Consider the following 17,255-nt stretch of genomic DNA (forward strand, 5'->3'; position numbering starts at 1 on the left):
CGATGCAAATAGACAAAATAGTGCGTTATCAGACTGTGATCAGTGCCATTCCCGACTCATCACAGAGCGTTAAAAGGCCTGCTCCGAAGGGCGTATTGGCGCCTGAACAGCATTCACCCTATGTCGCTGAATCGGAGTAATCCGTCTACAAACTGCAACCAGGGCGCGGTGACGTGCGTTTGTATAAGTGAGGAATCGGCGAGAGCCGGATCCGAAAGGGGGAGGAGCGGATCATGTCTGATCCGCTGATATGTCAGGGGGGTTTGACAATGTTCGACATTTCCAAGATCACCAGTGTCGTCTCGGGCAACGACGGCAGGGTGGACTGATCGCACCGCTGGCGCGCAGGCGTCGTGATGACGCCGTGATCCGCGCACGATTTCAGTCAGTACATCGAACACGCAAACCGTGACAATGCGCGACAGGGCGCGGTGGGTGCGTCAAAGGGAGGGCACCCACCGCACCAGTCCCGTCAGCGCATGGCCAGTTCCGGCTGCCGCTGTGCCGGTCGAATCGAATTCAACGCGCCTGCGAATTCGGATTCGGCCGCGCTGGCAACGTCCAGCAGCCGCCTGGCGGTCGGGGTGAGTTTCGTACCCCGGTGCCCACGCAGCAGCAGGACCATGCCGAGCCGGTTCTCCAGGCGCCGGATGCGCCTGGTGAGTGCAGGCTGGGTGATCAGCAGGATGGGAGCGGCCCGGTTCAGGCTGCCGCATTCGGCGACAACCCGGAGCAACCGGAGATCCTCGGGCTCGACGCCCGCCGAGCGACGGCGCCCCTGCACGGGCACGCTCGGCACGAGTCCGAAGTTGCTGTGTTCCTGCGATGTTTCCAGCGGAGGCTCGGCGGCCAGCCTGCGAAGGGCGTGCCCCAGAGCTTCCAGATATCTCAGGCCTGCGCTGAGCAGGGCCTGACCGGGCTCGGTCAGCCGAAGGCCGAGCCGATCCCGCTGAACCAACCGGTATCCGACAAAGCGTTCCAACCTCGCCAATCGCCTACTGGCGACGGACTGGGTGAGGCCGGCACTCTTGGCGGCACCGCGGACGGTTCCTGTGTTCGCGACTCCCTGTAGCAGATTAAAGTCGTCACTGCCGGGTATCTGTGGCGTCGAAGCCCCCAGTGAGCTTCCCCCATCGGCGCCCGGCACCTGCGACTCGCGCATGGTGCTCATGTCTTGCAATTTACATCAGTTGAGACCGGCCTGTTACCACCTTTACGGTGGTTAATCCGTAACCATTTCGGGTACCTGCCAGTTGCCGTCGACCATGATCACCGCCGGGAACGTTGTCGCAGGTCAGACAAGCAAGAGGCGGGCAACCCTATAGGCTGCCCGCCGCTCACGGATCGCTGACAAGATCAGCTACTGCCGCCGGTGACCTCGTCGATGAAGGCCTTGTTGGCGGGCACACTGGCGTAGATGGCGGGCTCCTCGGCGCAGGTTGGGTTGTTCTTGCCCGCCCTGCTGGTGGCGCCGGTGAGCACCCAGCCCGCGGTCCCCTTGGCCAGTGCGGGGCCGCCGGAGTCCCCGTAGCAGGCACCCGCGCCGCTCGGGCTGCCCACGCAGATCTCACTCGACTCGATCTCCCCGCAGCCCGCCGGGTCGACCAGCTTGGTGTCCAGTTCCTGAAGCTCCGCGGGAGCGCTGCCGCAGCCGCGGGTCGGACAGGTCTGCCCCCAGCCGATGATGCGGGTCTCGGTGCCGACCTTGGTCAGCGACTCGTCCGCGATCTCGATGGGCGTGGCCTTCGCGGGCGAGGCCAGTTTGACCAGGGCGAAGTCGCCCTCACCCGCCTTCACGCTCGCGACCTTGACCACCTCGCCGCCGGAGGCGTGGGTCTTGGTGCCGATACGGACCTGCGCGGGCGGCGAGTCCACACAGTGCGCCGCGGTGACGACCCACTCCGGCTTGATCAGCGAGCCGCCGCAGAAGTGCCTGCCCTGCGCGTTCTGCAGGGACACCATGAACGAGTAGGTTTCGCTGGCGGGTTTGCCGCCGACGATATAAGGGGTGACGTCGTCGCTTCCGGACTGGGCAGCCCCAGCCGACGGCACAACGCCCATGGTCGCGAGGGAGACCACGGCGAGACCCGCCAGGCCGAGGACGGCTTTCCGAAGCCGCATAGGGCTTCTCCTTCCGTTGGTGTGCAGGGATTTCCAGCGGCAGAAGGTGACCGCTTCCAGCAAGGGCGAGGGTGACTGTCTGCTGCTGTGGCAACGATCAGACCATTCCGTTACCGGTTTTCCCATGCCGTTCTCGTATAGCTCGGGGCCTATACGAGACGGTGGCCCACGTCGCGTGTTCCCAACACTTCGGCGCCGATTCGCAGGTCCGGTGTCACAATCGCGCCAACCCGCGGCGTGTGAAATCTCTGTTAGTTAACACAGTCATGCCAGAAAAATTGCTGCCGTGATCGCTGTTTGGCGCAAGAAATGCCGGGAATACGACAGCTTCAGTCGTGACGCGTCTTCCGCAGGCTTCCCCACCGGCCCGCGTAGGTGCCGAGAGCGGCCAATACCGACCAGAACAACGCGAGTGAGAGCGGCGCCATACTGCCTGGTCGGGCCGCGAGCAGCACCATCCAGCAGAGCATGAGCAGCACGCCGACGAAGAACATCGCGCCCGCGGCCCGCGGCAGTCGGCGCCGCAGCAGGGTGGCCAGCACGGCATCCCGGTCGGGGGTGGGGAGCCGGTAGAGCGTCCAGCCCGCCGGTCCGAACACCGCGATCAGGGCGAGCACCCCGACCCAGGCGTAGCCGCTCTCCGGCCGGGTGCCCGCGCCGAGCAACACGATCAACACCGCGACGGCCTGGGTGATCGCCGCCTTGTGCAGCAGCCGCCATCCGGTCGCGATGGCATACGGCCCGGGTTCGGGCAGGTCGCGGCGGGCGGCCGGGGCGCCCTGCCGCGTGAGAGCCGTGAGCTTCCGGCGCAGGTGCTCGTCGTTCGGGTCGAGGCGCTGCGCCTCCCGATAGGCCCGCTCGGCCGAGGCCAGGTCCTGTCGGACGATCATCAGATCGCCGAGCAGTTCATAGGGCCGGGTCTCGTTCGGTGCCAGCGCGATGGCGCGCCGGGCCGCGTCAAGTCCCTCGGCAAGCTCGGCGTCCGGGGAGGGAACGGCGACGGCGCCCGCCAGCGCGACATGGCAGCGCCACTCCATCGGCGCGCTGCGCACCGCCTCCCGCCCGGCGGCGATCGCCTCGTCGCGGCGCCCGAGTTCGGCCAGCGCGGTGGCCGCGACCCGCCAGGCCCATTCCTGGCCGGAGTCCACAGTGGTCGCCCGGCCCGCGGAGTTCACCGCGTACTCGGCCTGACCGGCGTCCAACTGCACGGCGGCCAGCGCCGCCCAGGCCTTGGCGTTGTTCGGCTGCTCGGTGAGCACCGGCCGCAGCAGCGCGACGGCTTCCTGATGGCGGCCCGCCGCACTGAGCACCGTCGCCCGCTGTAATACCGATTCCAGCACGGCGCCAGTCTGGCAAGTCGTGCAAACGGCGATAAATCGGGGCGGGTTTGGCAACCCGCATCACCGCTTGTTTCGCGGCCGGTCCGCTGATCACGGCGGTCGCCCGCCGCGATTCCCGTTCTGCCGCCGCGGATTCCCGGCAATTGCCGCGATCGTCGGGGTCATCGGCCAAGGTGGCGACACCGTCCGCCGCCTGCCGGGAACAATCCCGGCCACACGAGGGCGGTGATCCCGGCGGCTATCCGACGCCCGCGCCAAACGCATTCGGTCCGAAACGGTCGAATCACTCACCCGATATCCGCTGACCCACCTGCGGCGCTCCAACGCAGTGCCACCGCCATGGCCGAGCGAACAACCTGGCGATCCTGCGGGGGCTTGCGTCGGGCGGTGGGACCGCCACGGTGTCGCCGAGCGCGACCCACTGGTCGCTCGCTGATCCGAACAGTCACAGACCAGACTCGGATCGGTAACGGCGGGGCCGTATGAGCGCCGGGGGCCCTGCGAGTCCTCGCCTGCCTGCGGTCGCGGGAGGACGCCACCTCGGCGAGTGAGACAACGACCATGCCGCGCACCGGAACCGCATGCCCTGCCGCCGACCGGGTGGCCCACCCCGGCACCACGTCGGCGAATCCCCTGGTGCGGCAAGCGTTATCCGGCGGAAACCGCACCGAAAGAACCAAGCGCTACAACTTTGGTCGGTATTCGGAGTCTTAAAGATCTTAAGTCCGGTGATCAATCGATCATTCGTCGCGCTCCCCCAAATCGCTCTTTCGCGAGGCACCGGTTTTCGATTATGGTCCCGAATCACAACTGAATAACTGCTTCATCTCATCCGTCCCTGCAGTCTTCCGGCCCTCGCTTCCCTGCGCAGATGCTGGAGACCGAATGAGAGAAGGAAACGCGATGTCATCCCTGCACACGCGCAAGATGACCAGGGCCGTGGTCGGCCTTGCCGCCGCGACCGTCACGACGGCGGGCACGCTGATGCTGGCCGCACCGGTGTCGGCGGCGGCCGAGAAGGCCGTCATCACCAGCGGTGGCGAACTCATTCCCAACAGCTACATCGTGAAGTTCAAGGACAGCGGCGCGAAGTCCGGCACCGCGACCTATGACACCGCGAACCGGCTGAGCAGCCGCTACCAGGCGAAGAACAACTACACCTTCACCGCGGCGCTCCAGGGCTTCGTGGCCACCATGGACGCCAAGGCCGCCAAGCGGCTGGCCCAGGACCCGGCCGTCGAGTACGTGGAGCAGGACTCCGTCGTCCGACTGCTGGACGAGCAGAACAACCCGCCGTCATGGGGCCTGGACCGCGTCGACCAGAAGGCGCTGCCGCTGAACTCCAAGTACGTCTACCCGAACAAGGGTGAGGGTGTCACCGCCTACATCCTCGACACCGGGATCCGCAAGTCGCACCAGGACTTCGGCACCCGCGCGTCGGTGGGCACCGACACCATCGGCGACGGGCAGAACGGCAACGACTGCCAGGGTCACGGCACCCACGTGGCGGGCACCGTCGGTGGCACCGCCCACGGTGTCGCCAAGGCTGTCAACCTGGTGGCCGTCCGCGTGCTGAACTGCCAGGGCTCCGGTAGCTCGTCCGGCATCGCGCGCGGCATCGACTGGGTCACCGCCAACGCCAAGAAGCCCGCGGTCGCCAACATGAGCCTCGGCGGCAGCGGTGACAGCCCGGCCATGAACGACGCGGTGCGCAGGTCCATCACCGCGGGCATCACTTACGCGCTGGCCTCCGGCAACAGCAACTCCGACGCCTGCAACTTCTCCCCCGCCCGCGTCACCGAGGCGATCACCGTGAACGCCTCCAGCCGCAACGACGCCCGCGCCAGCTTCTCCAACTACGGCCGCTGCTCGGACATCTTCGCCCCCGGTGACGGCATCATGTCCGCCTCCAACACCAGCGACACCGCGACGAAGTCGCTGTCGGGCACCTCGATGGCCGCCCCGCACGTCGCGGGTGCCGCCGCGGTCTACCTGTCCGCCAACACCGGTGCCACGCCAGCACAGGTGGCCACCGCGCTGACCAACGGTGCCTCCAACGGCGTCGTGACCAACCCGGGTGCGAGCTCGCCCAACAAGCTGCTGAACATCGTGACGCAGTAAGCACCGCGCAGTCCGGCCGTGGGTGTCCACGCGGGTTCTCCCCCGCGTGGACACCCACGGTTTTTCGTTGCCCCGCACCGGATGCGATGGCCGGTCATTCCGTCTTTGTCCTATGGCGGGCCGGGACGTCCATTTCCCTTCCACGCCGCCGGTTTGTGGATTATGGTCCAGACCACCAAAACCAAATATGTGTGTGGCCGCCTCGCCTCTCACCCCTGCTTCGCTCCGCGCGATCCGCGGAGCGAGAGAACGAAGGGCACAGCCATGCCTACCCTGCACAGACGCAAGACCAACCGGTCCGCCACGGCCGCGCTGGGAGTGGCCACCGCGGTGGTCACGGTCGCGGGCACCCTGCTGCTCGCGGGTCAGTCCGGTGCCGCCGCGCCGCAGAAGGAGATCATCACCCCCGCAGGCGAGTTGATCGCCGACAGCTACATCGTGGTGTTCAAGGACGGCGCCCGCGGCGCCTCCGCCGTCCAGGACCAGGCCCGTGGCCTGTCCGAGCGGTACGACGTGCGCAACAACTACACCTACACCGCCGCGCTCCAGGGCTTCGCGGGCACCATGAACCGCGACAAGGCGCTCAAGATCGCCCAGGACCCGGCCGTCGCCTACGTCCAGCAGGACCGCGTGGTCCGCCTGGCCGACACCCAGACCAACCCGCCGTCCTGGGGGCTGGACCGCATCGACCAGCAGTCGCTGCCACTGGACCAGCGCTACACCTATCCCACCAAGGCCGAGAACGTCACCGCCTACATCCTCGACACCGGCATCCGGCGCACCCACTCCGACTTCGGCGGCCGCGCCTCGGTCGGCACCGACGCGATCGGCGACGGGCAGAACGGCAACGACTGCCAGGGCCACGGCACGCACGTGGCGGGCACCGTCGGCGGCAACAGCTACGGCGTCGCCAAGGGCGTCAAGCTGGTCGCCGTCCGGGTGCTCAACTGCCAGGGCTCGGGAAGCTCATCGCAGATCGCCCGCGGTGTGGACTGGGTGACCCAGAACGCGGTCAAGCCCGCGGTCGCCAACATGAGCCTCGGCGGCAACGGCGACGACCCGACCATGAACAACGCGGTCCGCAACTCCATCCGCGCGGGCATCACCTACGCGCTGGCCTCCGGCAACAGCAACACCGACGCCTGCAACTTCTCGCCCGCCGGGCGGGTGGCGGAGGCGATCACGGTGAACGCCTCGGAGCGCAGCGACGCGCGGGCCAGCTTCTCCAACTACGGCACCTGCACCGACATCTTCGCGCCCGGTGCGCAGATCGTGTCCGCGGGCCACTCCAGCGACTCGGGCAGCGCCACCATGTCGGGCACCTCGATGGCCGCCCCGCACGCCGCGGGCGTGGCCGCGCTGTACCTGTCGCAGAACCCGGGCGCGACGCCCGCTCAGGTGGGCGATGCCCTGTACCGGGCGGCGGTGCCGAACAAGGTGACCAACCCGGGCAGCGGTTCGCCGAACCGGCTGCTGTTCGTGAGCAACGACAGCCCGACGACCACGCCCACCACGACACCCACGTCGACGACCTCGCCGACCGGACCGACCACCACCTCGCCGACCACGACGACCAACCCGCCGGGATGCACTCGGGAGCCGTGGGATTCGGGCCGCTCCTACGCGCCTGGGGATGCGGTCTCGCACAACAACCGCGAGTACGAGTCCACTTGGTGGTCGCAGGGCGCCGAGCCCGGACTGCCCGAATCGTGGGCCGTGTGGCGGGAAATCGGCACCTGCTGACCCCGCCGATGGGCTGAATTAACAAGACTTTAGCGGGCTGAAAACCGGTACGAAACTGCGCAAACCGGTGGTCAGCCCGCTAAAGTTCCTGACAGTTTGCATCACAATGAATGCGGTACCGATGGATTGATTCGCGCATCTGCGCCAAAATTCGGCGGCCTCCATGGCGATCCGGGGGTGAATCGTCACGCACGGGCAGGCTGGCGAGCGGATCAAGGAGCAGACATGCCGGGTATTGCGCGAACCCTGCGTACAAGCTTTTCGATCCTGTACAGCATCTGGGTGCTGTTCAGGGCCGGATTGGTCCGTCCGCTGCGACCTGATCGCGACATCCGGGCACTGGTGGAGGTCCGGGACTGGGGGCCGATCGTCGGCGCCACCACCCGGGCCGCGCGGATCACACCCGATGCACCGGCAATTGTCGACGATCGCGGCCGGGTCACCTACCACCAGCTGGACGAACGTTCAACTTCGATCGCCTGCGCCATGCGGCGGCACGGTCTCCGATCGCATCACATCGTCGCGGTGCTCTGCCGGGACCACCGCGGTCCGATCGAGACGATGATCGCCTGCGGCAAGCTCGGGGTGCGGGTCGTGCTGCTCAACACGGGTTTCGCCGGGCCGCAGCTGGCGGATGTGCTGGAGCGGGAGAAGATCGCGCTGCTGGTGCACGACCAGGAGTTCACCCCGCTGATCAACGAGGCCGCTCCGCGCATCCCCCGCCTGCTGGCGTGGGTGGACTCGCCGGTTTTCGCCGATGTGCCCACTTTGGACGATCTGGCCGGGACGAAGCCCGAGGAGAAGCTCACCAGGCCCGCCAAGCCGGGCACGGTGCTGCTGCTGACCAGCGGCACCACCGGTGCCCCCAAGGGCGCGGTGCGCGAGATCCGCTCGGCGCTGTCCGCGGCGGACTTCCTGGCCAGAATCCCGTTCAGGCGGGGCGACTGCACGCTGCTGGCCTCGCCGCTGTTCCACGGCATCGGATACGCGTTCATGGTGATCGGCCTCGGCCGCGGCGCCACGCTGGTGGTACGGCGGCGGTTCGACGCCGAGCGGACGCTGGCCTCCGTCGTGGCCAACAAGTGTTCCGGGCTGGTGCTCGTGCCGACCATGTTGCAGCGCATCCTGGAACTGGGTGAGCCCACGCTGAAGCGCTACGACACCAGTTGCCTCAAGGTCATCGTGAGCTCGGGCTCGGCGCTGTCGCCGGACCTGTCCAAGCGGACGATGGACGCTTTCGGCGACGTGCTCTACAACTTCTACGGCTCCACCGAGGTCGCCATGGCGACCGTGGCCCAGCCACGGCAGCTTCGGGAGGCGCCGGGCACGATCGGCAACCCGCCGCGGACCTGCCAGGTGCGGCTGTACGACCGGTACAACCAGCGGATCACCCAGCCCGGCCTGGTCGGCCGGATCTTCGTCGGCGGCAGCCTGAAGTTCCACGGCTACACCGGAGGCGGGCAGAAGGACGCCATCGGCGACCTGATCAGCACCGGCGACCTCGGCCACTTCGACGAGAAGGGCAGGCTCTTCCTCGACGGCCGGGAGGACGACATGATTATCTCCGGCGGCGAGAACGTGTTCCCGTTCGAGGTGGAGCACCTGCTGGAGACCCACTACCGGGTGCGCGAGGCGGCGGTGATCGGCGTCCCCGACGAGGAGTTCGGCCAGCGCCTGGCCGCCTACGTCGCCCCGATCCCCGGCGCCTACCTCCATGCCGACGAGATCAAGGACTTCATCAGGGCCAACCTCGCCCGCCACAAGGTGCCCCGCGAGGTGATCGTGGTGCCGCTGCTGCCCCGCAACGCCACCGGCAAGATCCTCCGCCGCGAACTCCTCCTGCTCCGCCGCGGCACCCGAGCCCTCCCCGGCGGCCGCCCCGGAGCCTGACCTCTCGGGTTTAGCGCCCAAACCCCGGCTGTAACACCGTCACGAGATGGGTTTAGGGCACTAAACCGGGGTTCGCCGACCCCTGGAGGCCGGGACAGCCCACTGCACAGGACGTCCGCCCGGCGGGTTCGCCGGGACTCGACTCGCTGTGAAACCCCGGGCATCCTCGTCGACGCAGGGCGTTGACCAGGCATTTCGCGCGGAAGGCGATCAGTGCCCATTTCGGGCGTTCCGCAACCCATTGCGGCCATTAATCGCCAATCCGTGTGAACCGGCGTCACGGCCCACAGGTGCCTCCGTCTCAGGAGTGCGTACCAGCCGGTAACTCGCCGGTACGTGCAAGCGCATCACAAGCACGGTCGGGAGGTCGGGGAAAGTGGCCCGCAAAGAGTGGTTGGTCAGTTGTCGAGACGTTGCCGGCCGCCGACGGGATCTCACGGTGTTCGTGAGTGAAGGAGACGTGGTCATGGTGGCCCCGCCGGGCGAGACCGCCGTGCTCGCGCCGCTGGAGGTCGGGCGCCTGCGCGCCGTCCTCCGCGACGCGGTCGTCACCTCCGCGGTCGACGAGGACTGACGAGCACCGAGTGCGTTCAACCGGGGCGTTCCGGTCACCGAACGCACTGATTGTGGCCCAAGTCACAAGTGCTCACTCGGCGGCCAGATAGGCCACGGGGCTTGCGAAGCAGGTCACAAAAGCGTCCTCGGGAAGCTACTGCCGCGTTAACTACACAGCCTCGAACTCTTCCTACTTACCAGTAGGTAATGCGAGGATTGTGAACGGCGGAGCTCCTCTGGGAGGTAGCGGTGACGACGTACTTCGTGACTGGCGGCACGGGTTTCCTTGGCCGGAACCTGATCTCGCGGCTGCTCGCACGGCCCGAGTGCGAGACCGTCTTCGTGCTGGTGCGCGCGGCGTCGCAAGACCGGTTGTCGCAGGTCCGCGAGGGATGGCCCGCGGCGCAGCGGGTCACTCCGGTGATCGGCGACCTGACCGCGGCGGACTTCGGGCTGCCCCCGGCCCGGCTGGACGAATTGAACGGCAAGGTCGACCACTTCGTGCACCTCGGCGCGGTCTACGACCTGACCGCGAGCGACGAGGCCAACCGCGCGGCGAACGTGGACGGCACCCGCAACGCCGTCGAGGTCGCGGGCAAGATCAAGGCCAAGTGGCTGCACCACGTCTCCTCCATCGCCGTCGCCGGTGACCACCGCGGCCGCTTCACCGAGTACGACTTCGACCTCGGCCAGCGGCACACCTCCCCGTACCACGCCACCAAGTTCGCCGCCGAGCGCATCGTGCGCGAGCAGGATCTCCTGCCGTGGCGGGTCTACCGGCCCGCCGCCGTGGTCGGCGACTCCCGCACCGGCGAGATCGACAAGGTCGACGGCCCCTACTACGTGATGTCGGCGCTGGCCTCACTGTCGCGGCTACCCGCGGCGCTGCGGCTGCCCACCCCCGACATCGGCGCCACCAACATCGTCCCGGTGGACTACGTGGTCGACGCGATGGCACACCTGATCCACCAGCCCGCCGACGTCGGCGCCACCTACCACCTGGTGTCCCCCCGGCCGCAGCCGCTGACCGAGGTGCACAACGCGCTGGCCAAGGCAGCGGGCGCACCGGGTCTGATCCCGCTGCCGATCAAGGCCGAGGGCGCGCTGCACTCCCTCGCCGGTCGCCTGCCGAGCAGGGTGGCGGGCGCGGCCGGGGCGGCGCTGAAGGCGGCGGGCATTCCTCCGCAGGTGCTGCCCTACTTCAGCCTGCCCACCGTGTTCAGCTCGGCCACCACCCGCAACGCCTTGGCGGGCAGCGGCATCTCGGTACCGGAGTTCGCCGACTACGCGGGCGTGATCTACCGCTACTGGGCCGAGCACCTCGACCCGCTGCGGGCTCGCCGCCCGCGTGGCAGGCGGGCCCCGCTGGCCAACCGGCGGGTGGTGATCACGGGCGCGTCCTCCGGGATCGGCCGGGCCACCGCGCTGGCCGTCGCCGAGCACGGCGGGATCCCGCTGCTGGTGGCGCGCCGGGGCGACGAGTTGGAGAAGGTGCGGTTGGAGATCCGCGGCGCGGGCGGCGAGGCGCATGTCTACCCGGCGGACCTGACCGACGACGAGGCGGTCAAGGCGCTGATCAAGCAGTTGCTGTCCGACCACGACGGCATCGACATGCTGGTGAACAACGCGGGCCGGTCCATCCGCCGCTCGCTGACGCTGTCGGTGGACCGGATGCACGACTTCGAGCGCACCATGGCCATCAACTACTTCGCGCCGGTGCGACTCATCCTCGGCCTGCTGCCGCACTTCAAGCGGCGCGGCTTCGGCCACATCGTGAACATCTCCAGCCAGGGCACCCAGACGCACACCCCGCGGTTCGCCGCGTACCTGGCGTCCAAGGCCGCGCTGGACGAGTTCAGCACGGTGGCCAGGGCGGAGGGTCTCGGCGACGGGATCACCTTCACCAGCGTGCGGATGCCGTTGGTGGAGACGCCGATGATCGCGCCGACCTCCCTGTACTCCGCGTTCCCCACTCACACCCCGGAGCAGGCCGCGGAGCTGGTGATCAAGGCGCTGGTGCGCAGACCCCGGCGGGTCAGCCTGCCCTTCGGCACCTTCGCCGACATCGTCGACTTCACCGTGCCCAAGACGTTCGACGTCGTGCTCAACACGATCTACCAGATCGCACCGGAGACCGCTCCGGAAGCCAGGACCAAGCTGCGGCGGATCACCCCGTCCCGGGTGGCCGGCGCGTTCAGCAAAGCCGTTCGAGGAGCCCTGTCGTGACCTCTGTTGCCCAACGAGTCCTCGGACTCGGCACTCTCATCAAGGCCGGGGTGGTTCGGCCGATGCTGCCGCACAAGCTGGTGAAGCTTGTCGGCGGCTACCTGCAGTGGGGCGTGACCCTGCCGCTCGGCTACGTCTTCTCCGGCGCCCGCAACCCGCGGCGGGCGGCGTTGATCGACGATCTCGGCGCACTGACCTTCACCGAGATCGAGGAGCGCACCACCAAGCTGGCCGCCGCGTTCATCCAGCGCGGCATCGATCAGAAGTCCAAGGTCGCGGTGCTGTGCCGCAACCACCGCGGCATCGTCGAGTCCATCATCGCGTTGAACAAGATCGGCGCGGACGTGGTGCTGCTCAACACCGGGATGAGCCCGGCGCAGGCGGCCACCGTGGTCGCCGAGCAGGAGGTCTCGCTGCTCGTCGTCGACTCCGAGTTCCTGCCGCTGATCACCGCCGCCGAGGTCGAGCGGATCATCGCCTGGGCGGACGAGCCGACCGGCCTGCCCACCCTGGAGCACCTGATCGCGAACACGGCCGCGACCCCGCTGCCGAAGCGGCCGCGGCACAGCAGGCTGATCGTGATGACCTCGGGCACCACCGGTGCCCCCAAGGGCGCCAAGCGCCCCGACCCCGGCGGCCTCGGTCCGGTGGCGGTCATGTGCTCGCGCATCCCGCTGCGCTTCGGCGAGCCCTGGCTGATCTCCGGTCCGCTGTTCCACACCTGGGGTCTCGGTGGCTTCCAGCTGGCCATCGCCTGCGGCGCGACGGTGGTGCTGCAACGCCGGTTCGACCCGGAGGCGACGCTCAAGGCCCTGGCCGAGCACCGCTGTACCACGTTCTACGCGATTCCCGTGATGCTCCAGCGCATCCTGGAGCTGCCCGCGGAGGTGCGCAAGCAGTACGACACCTCGGCCCTGCGCATCGTCGCCGCCAGCGGCTCGGCCATCCAGGGCGATATGGCCGCCGACTTCCAGCGCGAGTTCGGCCCGGTCCTCTACAACACTTACGGCACCACCGAGGTGTCCTGGGCGTCCATCGCCGACCCGGTCGACCTGAGCACCGACCCGCGCACGGCGGGCCGCCCGCCGCGCGGCACCGTGGTGGCCATCCTCGACGAGGAGGGCAGGCCGGTGGAGGCGGGCAAGACCGGCCGCATCTTCGTCGGCAACGACATGCTCTTCGAGGGCTACACCAACGGCAAGGTCAAGGAGGTCCGCGACGGCCTCATGTCCACCGGCGATGTCGGCTACGTCGACGCCAACGGCCTGCTGTTCATCGCGGGCCGGGACGACGAGATGATCGTCTCCGGCGGTGAGAACGTCTACCCCAAGGAGGTCGAGGACCTCCTGGCCACGCTCCCGCAGGTGCGCGAGGTGGCGGTGGTGGGCGTGCCCGACAAGGAGTTCGGCCAGCGGCTGGCGGCCTATGTGGTGCTCAACGACGGAGCGAAGCTGGACGTCGAGCTGATCAAGGCCTACGTCAAGGAGCACCTGGCCCGGTTCTCGGTGCCCAGGGACATCACCTTCCTGGACACGCTGCCCCGCAACCCGACCGGAAAGATCCTGAAGCGGGAGCTGGTCAAGAACCCGTAGCCCCCCGGCCACCGGCGCTTGAGCTGATCTCCATCTTCGGCGCAGACTATTCGCGCCATGCTAATGCGAACCATCCTCGCGTCCGTGCTGATCGCCGCCACGGCGATCGGCACGCCGCAGGCTGCTGCCGCCGCCGGTCCGAAGATCGCCACCTTCAACGTCTTCCTGTTCTCCAAGAACATCTATCCGAACTGGGGCCAGGACACCCGCGCCGACCTGATCCGGGATCAGCGCGTCGTGTCCGGCCAGGACGTGGTGGTGTTCCAGGAGGCGCTGGACAACTCCGCTTCGGACCGGCTGGTCGGCAACCTGAGCTCGGAGTACCCGCACCGCACGCCGGTGGTCGGGCGCACCCGCAGCGGCTGGGACGCCACCGAGGGCTCATACTCGGACTCGGTGCCGGAGGACGGCGGCGTGGTGATCGTGTCCCGGCACCCGATCAGCAAGCGCGTCCAACACGTGTTCGCCAAGGGCTGCGGCGGCGAGCAGCTGTCCAACAAGGGCTTCGCCTACGCGCGGGTCGCCGCGCCGTCCGGGGTGCTGCACGTGATCGGCACGCACCTGCAGTCGGAGAACGGCGACTGCTCCGACAGCCCCGCCTCGGTGCGCCGGACCCAGCTTGCGGAGATCGCCGCGTTCATCAAGGCGCAGGCCTTCCCCGCTGGCGAGAAGGTGTTCGTCGCGGGCGACCTGAACGTCGTCCGCACCAGCCCGGAATACGGCACGATGCTGGACACCCTGGGCGCCCGCGGTCCGAAGTTCACCGGCCACGAGTTCTCCTTCGACCCGGCCACGAACTCCATCACCGCCGACCGCTACCCCGGTGACCCGCGCGAACAGCTCGACTACGTGCTGCCCATCCAGGGCGCGGCCACGGGCTGGACCAATGAGACCCGCCTGGTGCACTCGCCGAAGTGGACCGTCAGCTCCTGGGGCAAGCAGTACACCTACACCGACTACTCCGACCACTACCCGGTGTTCGGCTCCGCGGGCTGAACCAGTGGCGGTGCCGCTGCCTTTCGACGGTGGCGGCACCGCCTTTGGTATCGAGTAGCCGATCTTTAGGTGTTGCCGGAACCGCACCGGGTGTGATGGGCGTTTACGGTGGGGACGCGAACCGGGACGGGAGCCTTTACATGACCGATCTTCAGTTGCGTCCGCCGCGCAACCAGGTGGACCGCAGGAGCATCCTGCTGTGGACGCTCAGCGCGGCGATCGGCTGGCTGGTGCTGCTGGGCATGGCGGTCGTCGCGATGGTCATCTTCGCGGCCAACGACGAGCCGGTGCCCGGCTGGCTGTGGCTGGTGTTCTGGGTGCTGCTGGTGGTCGCCGTGCTGCACACCGCCGCGATGCCCCGCATCCGCTACCGGGTGCACCGCTGGGAGGTCACCGACCAGGCCGTCTACACGCTGTCCGGCTGGCTGTCACGGCAATGGCGGGTCGCGCCCATCTCGCGCATCCAGACCGTGGACACCGCCCGCGGCCCGCTCCAGCAGCTACTCGGCCTGTCCAGCGTCACGGTGACGACCGCGTCGGCCGCGGGCTCGCTGTCCATCGACGGCCTGGCCGCCGGGGACGCCGCCACGCTGGCCGAACAGCTCACCGCCGTCACCCACGCCACCCCCGGCGACGCGACATGACCGCGCCCGTTCAGGACTGGCACCGCCTCGACGTCCGCATGCTGGCGGTCGGTCCGATCACCATGCTCGGCAAGGCCATCATCCCGATCGCGATCTTCCTGGTGATCGGTGGTTTCGACCGGCAGCGCCTGCTGTGGGCCACCGCGGGCGCGGGCGCGGTGATCGGCTTCGCGATCCTGCGCTGGCTGACCACCAAGTACCGCGTCGGACCGACCCACATCGAACTGCACACCGGCTGGCTGTCCCGCAAGCAGACCTCCATCCCGCGCGACCGGGTGCGCACCGTGGACCTCACCTCGGAGTTGGCGCACCGCCTGTTCGGGCTGTCCGTGGTGAAGGTCGGCACCGGCGAGTCCACCGAATCGGACCTGGCGCTGGACGCCGTGGACAACGCCGAGGCCGAACGGCTGCGCCGCGTCCTGCTCGAACGCGCCGCCCCGGAGGCCGTGCACGCCGCCGAGCAGCCCGAAGCCCCGCCGCTGGCCGCGTTCCAGTGGGCCTGGCTGCGTTTCGCCCCGCTCACGCTGGCGGGCCTGGCCGCGATCGGTGCCCTGCTCGGCGCAAGCTGGCAGTTCCTGGACGACCTCGGCCTGCGCGTCGAGGACGTGGTCAAACGCCTGCTGGGTTTCGCCGAGGGCGCGAGCCAAGCCGACACCATCGCCATCGCGGTGCTCGCCGCCATCGTCGCGGTGGTCGTGCTCAACGTGCTCGGCTCGCTGCTGATCTACCTGGTGCAGTACTGGGGCTTCACCCTGTCCCGCCAGCCCGACGGCACGCTGCGGATCACCCGCGGCCTGCTCACCACCCGCTCGGTGTCCATCGAGGAACGCCGCCTGCGCGGTGTGGAGGTCAACGAGCCGTACCTGCTCCGCCTGGGCCGCGGCGCCAAGGCCAACGCGGTCAGCACCGGCCAGACCGGCGAGGGCAGCGCCCTGCTGATGCCACCGGCCCCCGCCTCCTTCGTGCACGACATCGCAGCCGAAGTCCTCCACGCCACTCCCCCGCCCACCACGGTCCCCCTGCGCAGACACCCGATCGCAGCGCTGCGCCGCATGCTGTTCGAGGACATCGTGATCACCCCGCTGGTCACCGTCGTGCTGGCCACCCTCGCCTACTACGACGTCTTCCCCAACTGGCCGTGGATGGTGACCGCCGCCATCATCCCGCTGGGCGTGCTGAACAGCATCGCCGCCTACCGCAACCTGGGCCACACCCTGACCCCGGCGTACCTGGTCAGCCGCCACGGCGCCCTACTCCGCAAAACGGTGGCCCTCCAACGCACCGGCATCATCGGCTGGAGCCTCACCCAAACCCTTTTCCAGCGCCGCGCCAACCTCATCACCGTCACCGCCATCACCGCCGCGGGCGAAGGCCACTACGACATCACCGACGTAGCAACCCCCGACGGCATAGCCCTCGCCGACGCCGCCGTCCCCGACCTCCTCCGCCCCTTCCTGGTCCCGGCCCCCGCGCCCCTTGCTGCCCAAGCGGACAGCAGCCGAGCGAAGTAGGCAGCGCTGGCATCTCCCCACCCCAGCCCAGCACCTCCACTCGTCCTGATCAGGCGAACGCCAGCGAATCAGGCGAGCGGCAGGTACAGCGGTACGGGCAACCGCTGACTGTTGATCAACGGGTTCGGGTTCGAGTCCGTGGTGGCGTACAGCCACGCATGTCAACAGCCCAGCCAACTGGTCTTCGAGATCAACAGGGACGGTTTGGGGACGTTGTCAACTGGGACGGTTTGGGGACGCTTTCACAGCGCAGGGCCGGCCTGGCCGTCGCATGCCCTCCGCGGGCACCGAGCACCGAGCACCGAGCACCGAGCACCGAGCACCGAGCACCGAGCACCGAGCACCGAGCACCGAGCACCGAGCACCGATGATCCTGGACCGCTACCCGAAGTTTGTCGGTACCCCTCGCTAGATTGGGATTCGGGGGCATCTCACACCGATCCCGCCCTGGGGGCGCATGATGTCGCCCCAGGGCGTCATGATGCGCCCCCAGGACAACATCATGCGCCCCCAGGG

12 protein-coding genes are annotated in these 17,255 nt (G+C 68.4%); 9 read left to right on the forward strand and 3 right to left on the reverse strand.

What is annotated here, in order from left to right; translation table 11 throughout:
* Nucleotides 1-472: 472 nt before the first annotated feature.
* The 3 genes from ACU6XJ_RS04545 to ACU6XJ_RS04555 form a co-directional block, all read right to left on the reverse strand.
* The gene (locus ACU6XJ_RS04545) at nucleotides 473-1,171 is read right to left on the reverse strand and encodes a helix-turn-helix domain-containing protein (protein WP_476307084.1); all 699 of its coding nucleotides are present in this window, start codon (nucleotides 1,169-1,171) and stop codon (nucleotides 473-475) included.
* 185 nt (nucleotides 1,172-1,356) lie between these two features.
* On the reverse strand, nucleotides 1,357-2,121 hold the full coding sequence (locus ACU6XJ_RS04550; protein WP_476307085.1) for a S1 family peptidase: 765 nt from the start codon (nucleotides 2,119-2,121) through the stop codon (nucleotides 1,357-1,359).
* A 329-nt stretch (nucleotides 2,122-2,450) separates the two neighbouring features.
* Complete coding sequence (locus ACU6XJ_RS04555) at nucleotides 2,451-3,461, reverse strand: tetratricopeptide repeat protein (RefSeq protein WP_476307086.1); 1,011 nt, start codon at nucleotides 3,459-3,461, stop codon at nucleotides 2,451-2,453.
* 903 nt (nucleotides 3,462-4,364) lie between these two features.
* Here ACU6XJ_RS04555 and ACU6XJ_RS04560 point away from each other — a divergent pair.
* The 9 genes from ACU6XJ_RS04560 (at nucleotide 4,365) to ACU6XJ_RS04600 (ending at nucleotide 16,739) form a co-directional block, all read left to right on the forward strand.
* A complete protein-coding gene (locus ACU6XJ_RS04560) occupies nucleotides 4,365-5,582 on the forward strand; it encodes a S8 family peptidase (RefSeq protein WP_476307087.1) in 1,218 nt (405 codons plus the stop codon).
* A 264-nt stretch (nucleotides 5,583-5,846) separates the two neighbouring features.
* Nucleotides 5,847-7,325 carry a S8 family serine peptidase gene (locus tag ACU6XJ_RS04565; RefSeq protein WP_476307088.1) on the forward strand — a complete coding sequence of 493 codons (1,479 nt, stop codon included), beginning with the start codon at nucleotides 5,847-5,849 and terminating at the stop codon, nucleotides 7,323-7,325.
* A gap of 225 nt (nucleotides 7,326-7,550) precedes the next feature.
* Nucleotides 7,551-9,215: an AMP-binding protein gene (locus ACU6XJ_RS04570; protein WP_476307089.1), complete on the forward strand. Its 1,665-nt coding sequence runs from the start codon at nucleotides 7,551-7,553 to the stop codon at nucleotides 9,213-9,215.
* Between the two features lie 376 nt (nucleotides 9,216-9,591).
* Nucleotides 9,592-9,789: a hypothetical protein gene (locus ACU6XJ_RS04575; protein WP_476307090.1), complete on the forward strand. Its 198-nt coding sequence runs from the start codon at nucleotides 9,592-9,594 to the stop codon at nucleotides 9,787-9,789.
* A 230-nt stretch (nucleotides 9,790-10,019) separates the two neighbouring features.
* Nucleotides 10,020-11,996: an SDR family oxidoreductase gene (locus tag ACU6XJ_RS04580; RefSeq protein WP_476307091.1), complete on the forward strand. Its 1,977-nt coding sequence runs from the start codon at nucleotides 10,020-10,022 to the stop codon at nucleotides 11,994-11,996.
* Entirely contained in the window at nucleotides 11,993-13,588 is a 1,596-nt protein-coding gene (locus tag ACU6XJ_RS04585) for an AMP-binding protein (protein WP_476307092.1), read from the forward strand. The genes ACU6XJ_RS04580 and ACU6XJ_RS04585 overlap by 4 nt, the downstream gene beginning before the upstream one ends.
* Before the next feature lie 84 nt (nucleotides 13,589-13,672).
* Nucleotides 13,673-14,584, forward strand: a complete 912-nt coding sequence (gene sph, locus ACU6XJ_RS04590; RefSeq protein ID WP_476307093.1) for a sphingomyelin phosphodiesterase — start codon at nucleotides 13,673-13,675, stop codon at nucleotides 14,582-14,584.
* 140 nt (nucleotides 14,585-14,724) lie between these two features.
* On the forward strand, nucleotides 14,725-15,228 hold the full coding sequence (locus ACU6XJ_RS04595; protein ID WP_476307094.1) for a PH domain-containing protein: 504 nt from the start codon (nucleotides 14,725-14,727) through the stop codon (nucleotides 15,226-15,228).
* A complete protein-coding gene (locus ACU6XJ_RS04600) occupies nucleotides 15,225-16,739 on the forward strand; it encodes a PH domain-containing protein (protein WP_476307095.1) in 1,515 nt (504 codons plus the stop codon). Before ACU6XJ_RS04595 ends, ACU6XJ_RS04600 begins: the two co-directional genes overlap by 4 nt.
* Nucleotides 16,740-17,255: the final 516 nt, after the last annotated feature.

Source organism: Actinorectispora metalli (genome assembly GCF_056323685.1).

Bases quoted from the DNA above. Each gene is read 5' to 3' on its own strand.
- ACU6XJ_RS04545 (WP_476307084.1), bottom strand. From the start codon at position 1,171: ATGAGCACCATGCGCGAGTCGCAGGTGCCGGGCGCCGATGGGGGAAGC.
- ACU6XJ_RS04550 (WP_476307085.1), bottom strand. From the start codon at position 2,121: ATGCGGCTTCGGAAAGCCGTCCTCGGCCTGGCGGGTCTCGCCGTGGTC.
- ACU6XJ_RS04560 (WP_476307087.1), top strand. From the start codon at position 4,365: ATGTCATCCCTGCACACGCGCAAGATGACCAGGGCCGTGGTCGGCCTT.
- ACU6XJ_RS04565 (WP_476307088.1), top strand. From the start codon at position 5,847: ATGCCTACCCTGCACAGACGCAAGACCAACCGGTCCGCCACGGCCGCG.
- ACU6XJ_RS04570 (WP_476307089.1), top strand. From the start codon at position 7,551: ATGCCGGGTATTGCGCGAACCCTGCGTACAAGCTTTTCGATCCTGTAC.
- ACU6XJ_RS04595 (WP_476307094.1), top strand. From the start codon at position 14,725: ATGACCGATCTTCAGTTGCGTCCGCCGCGCAACCAGGTGGACCGCAGG.
- ACU6XJ_RS04600 (WP_476307095.1), top strand. From the start codon at position 15,225: ATGACCGCGCCCGTTCAGGACTGGCACCGCCTCGACGTCCGCATGCTG.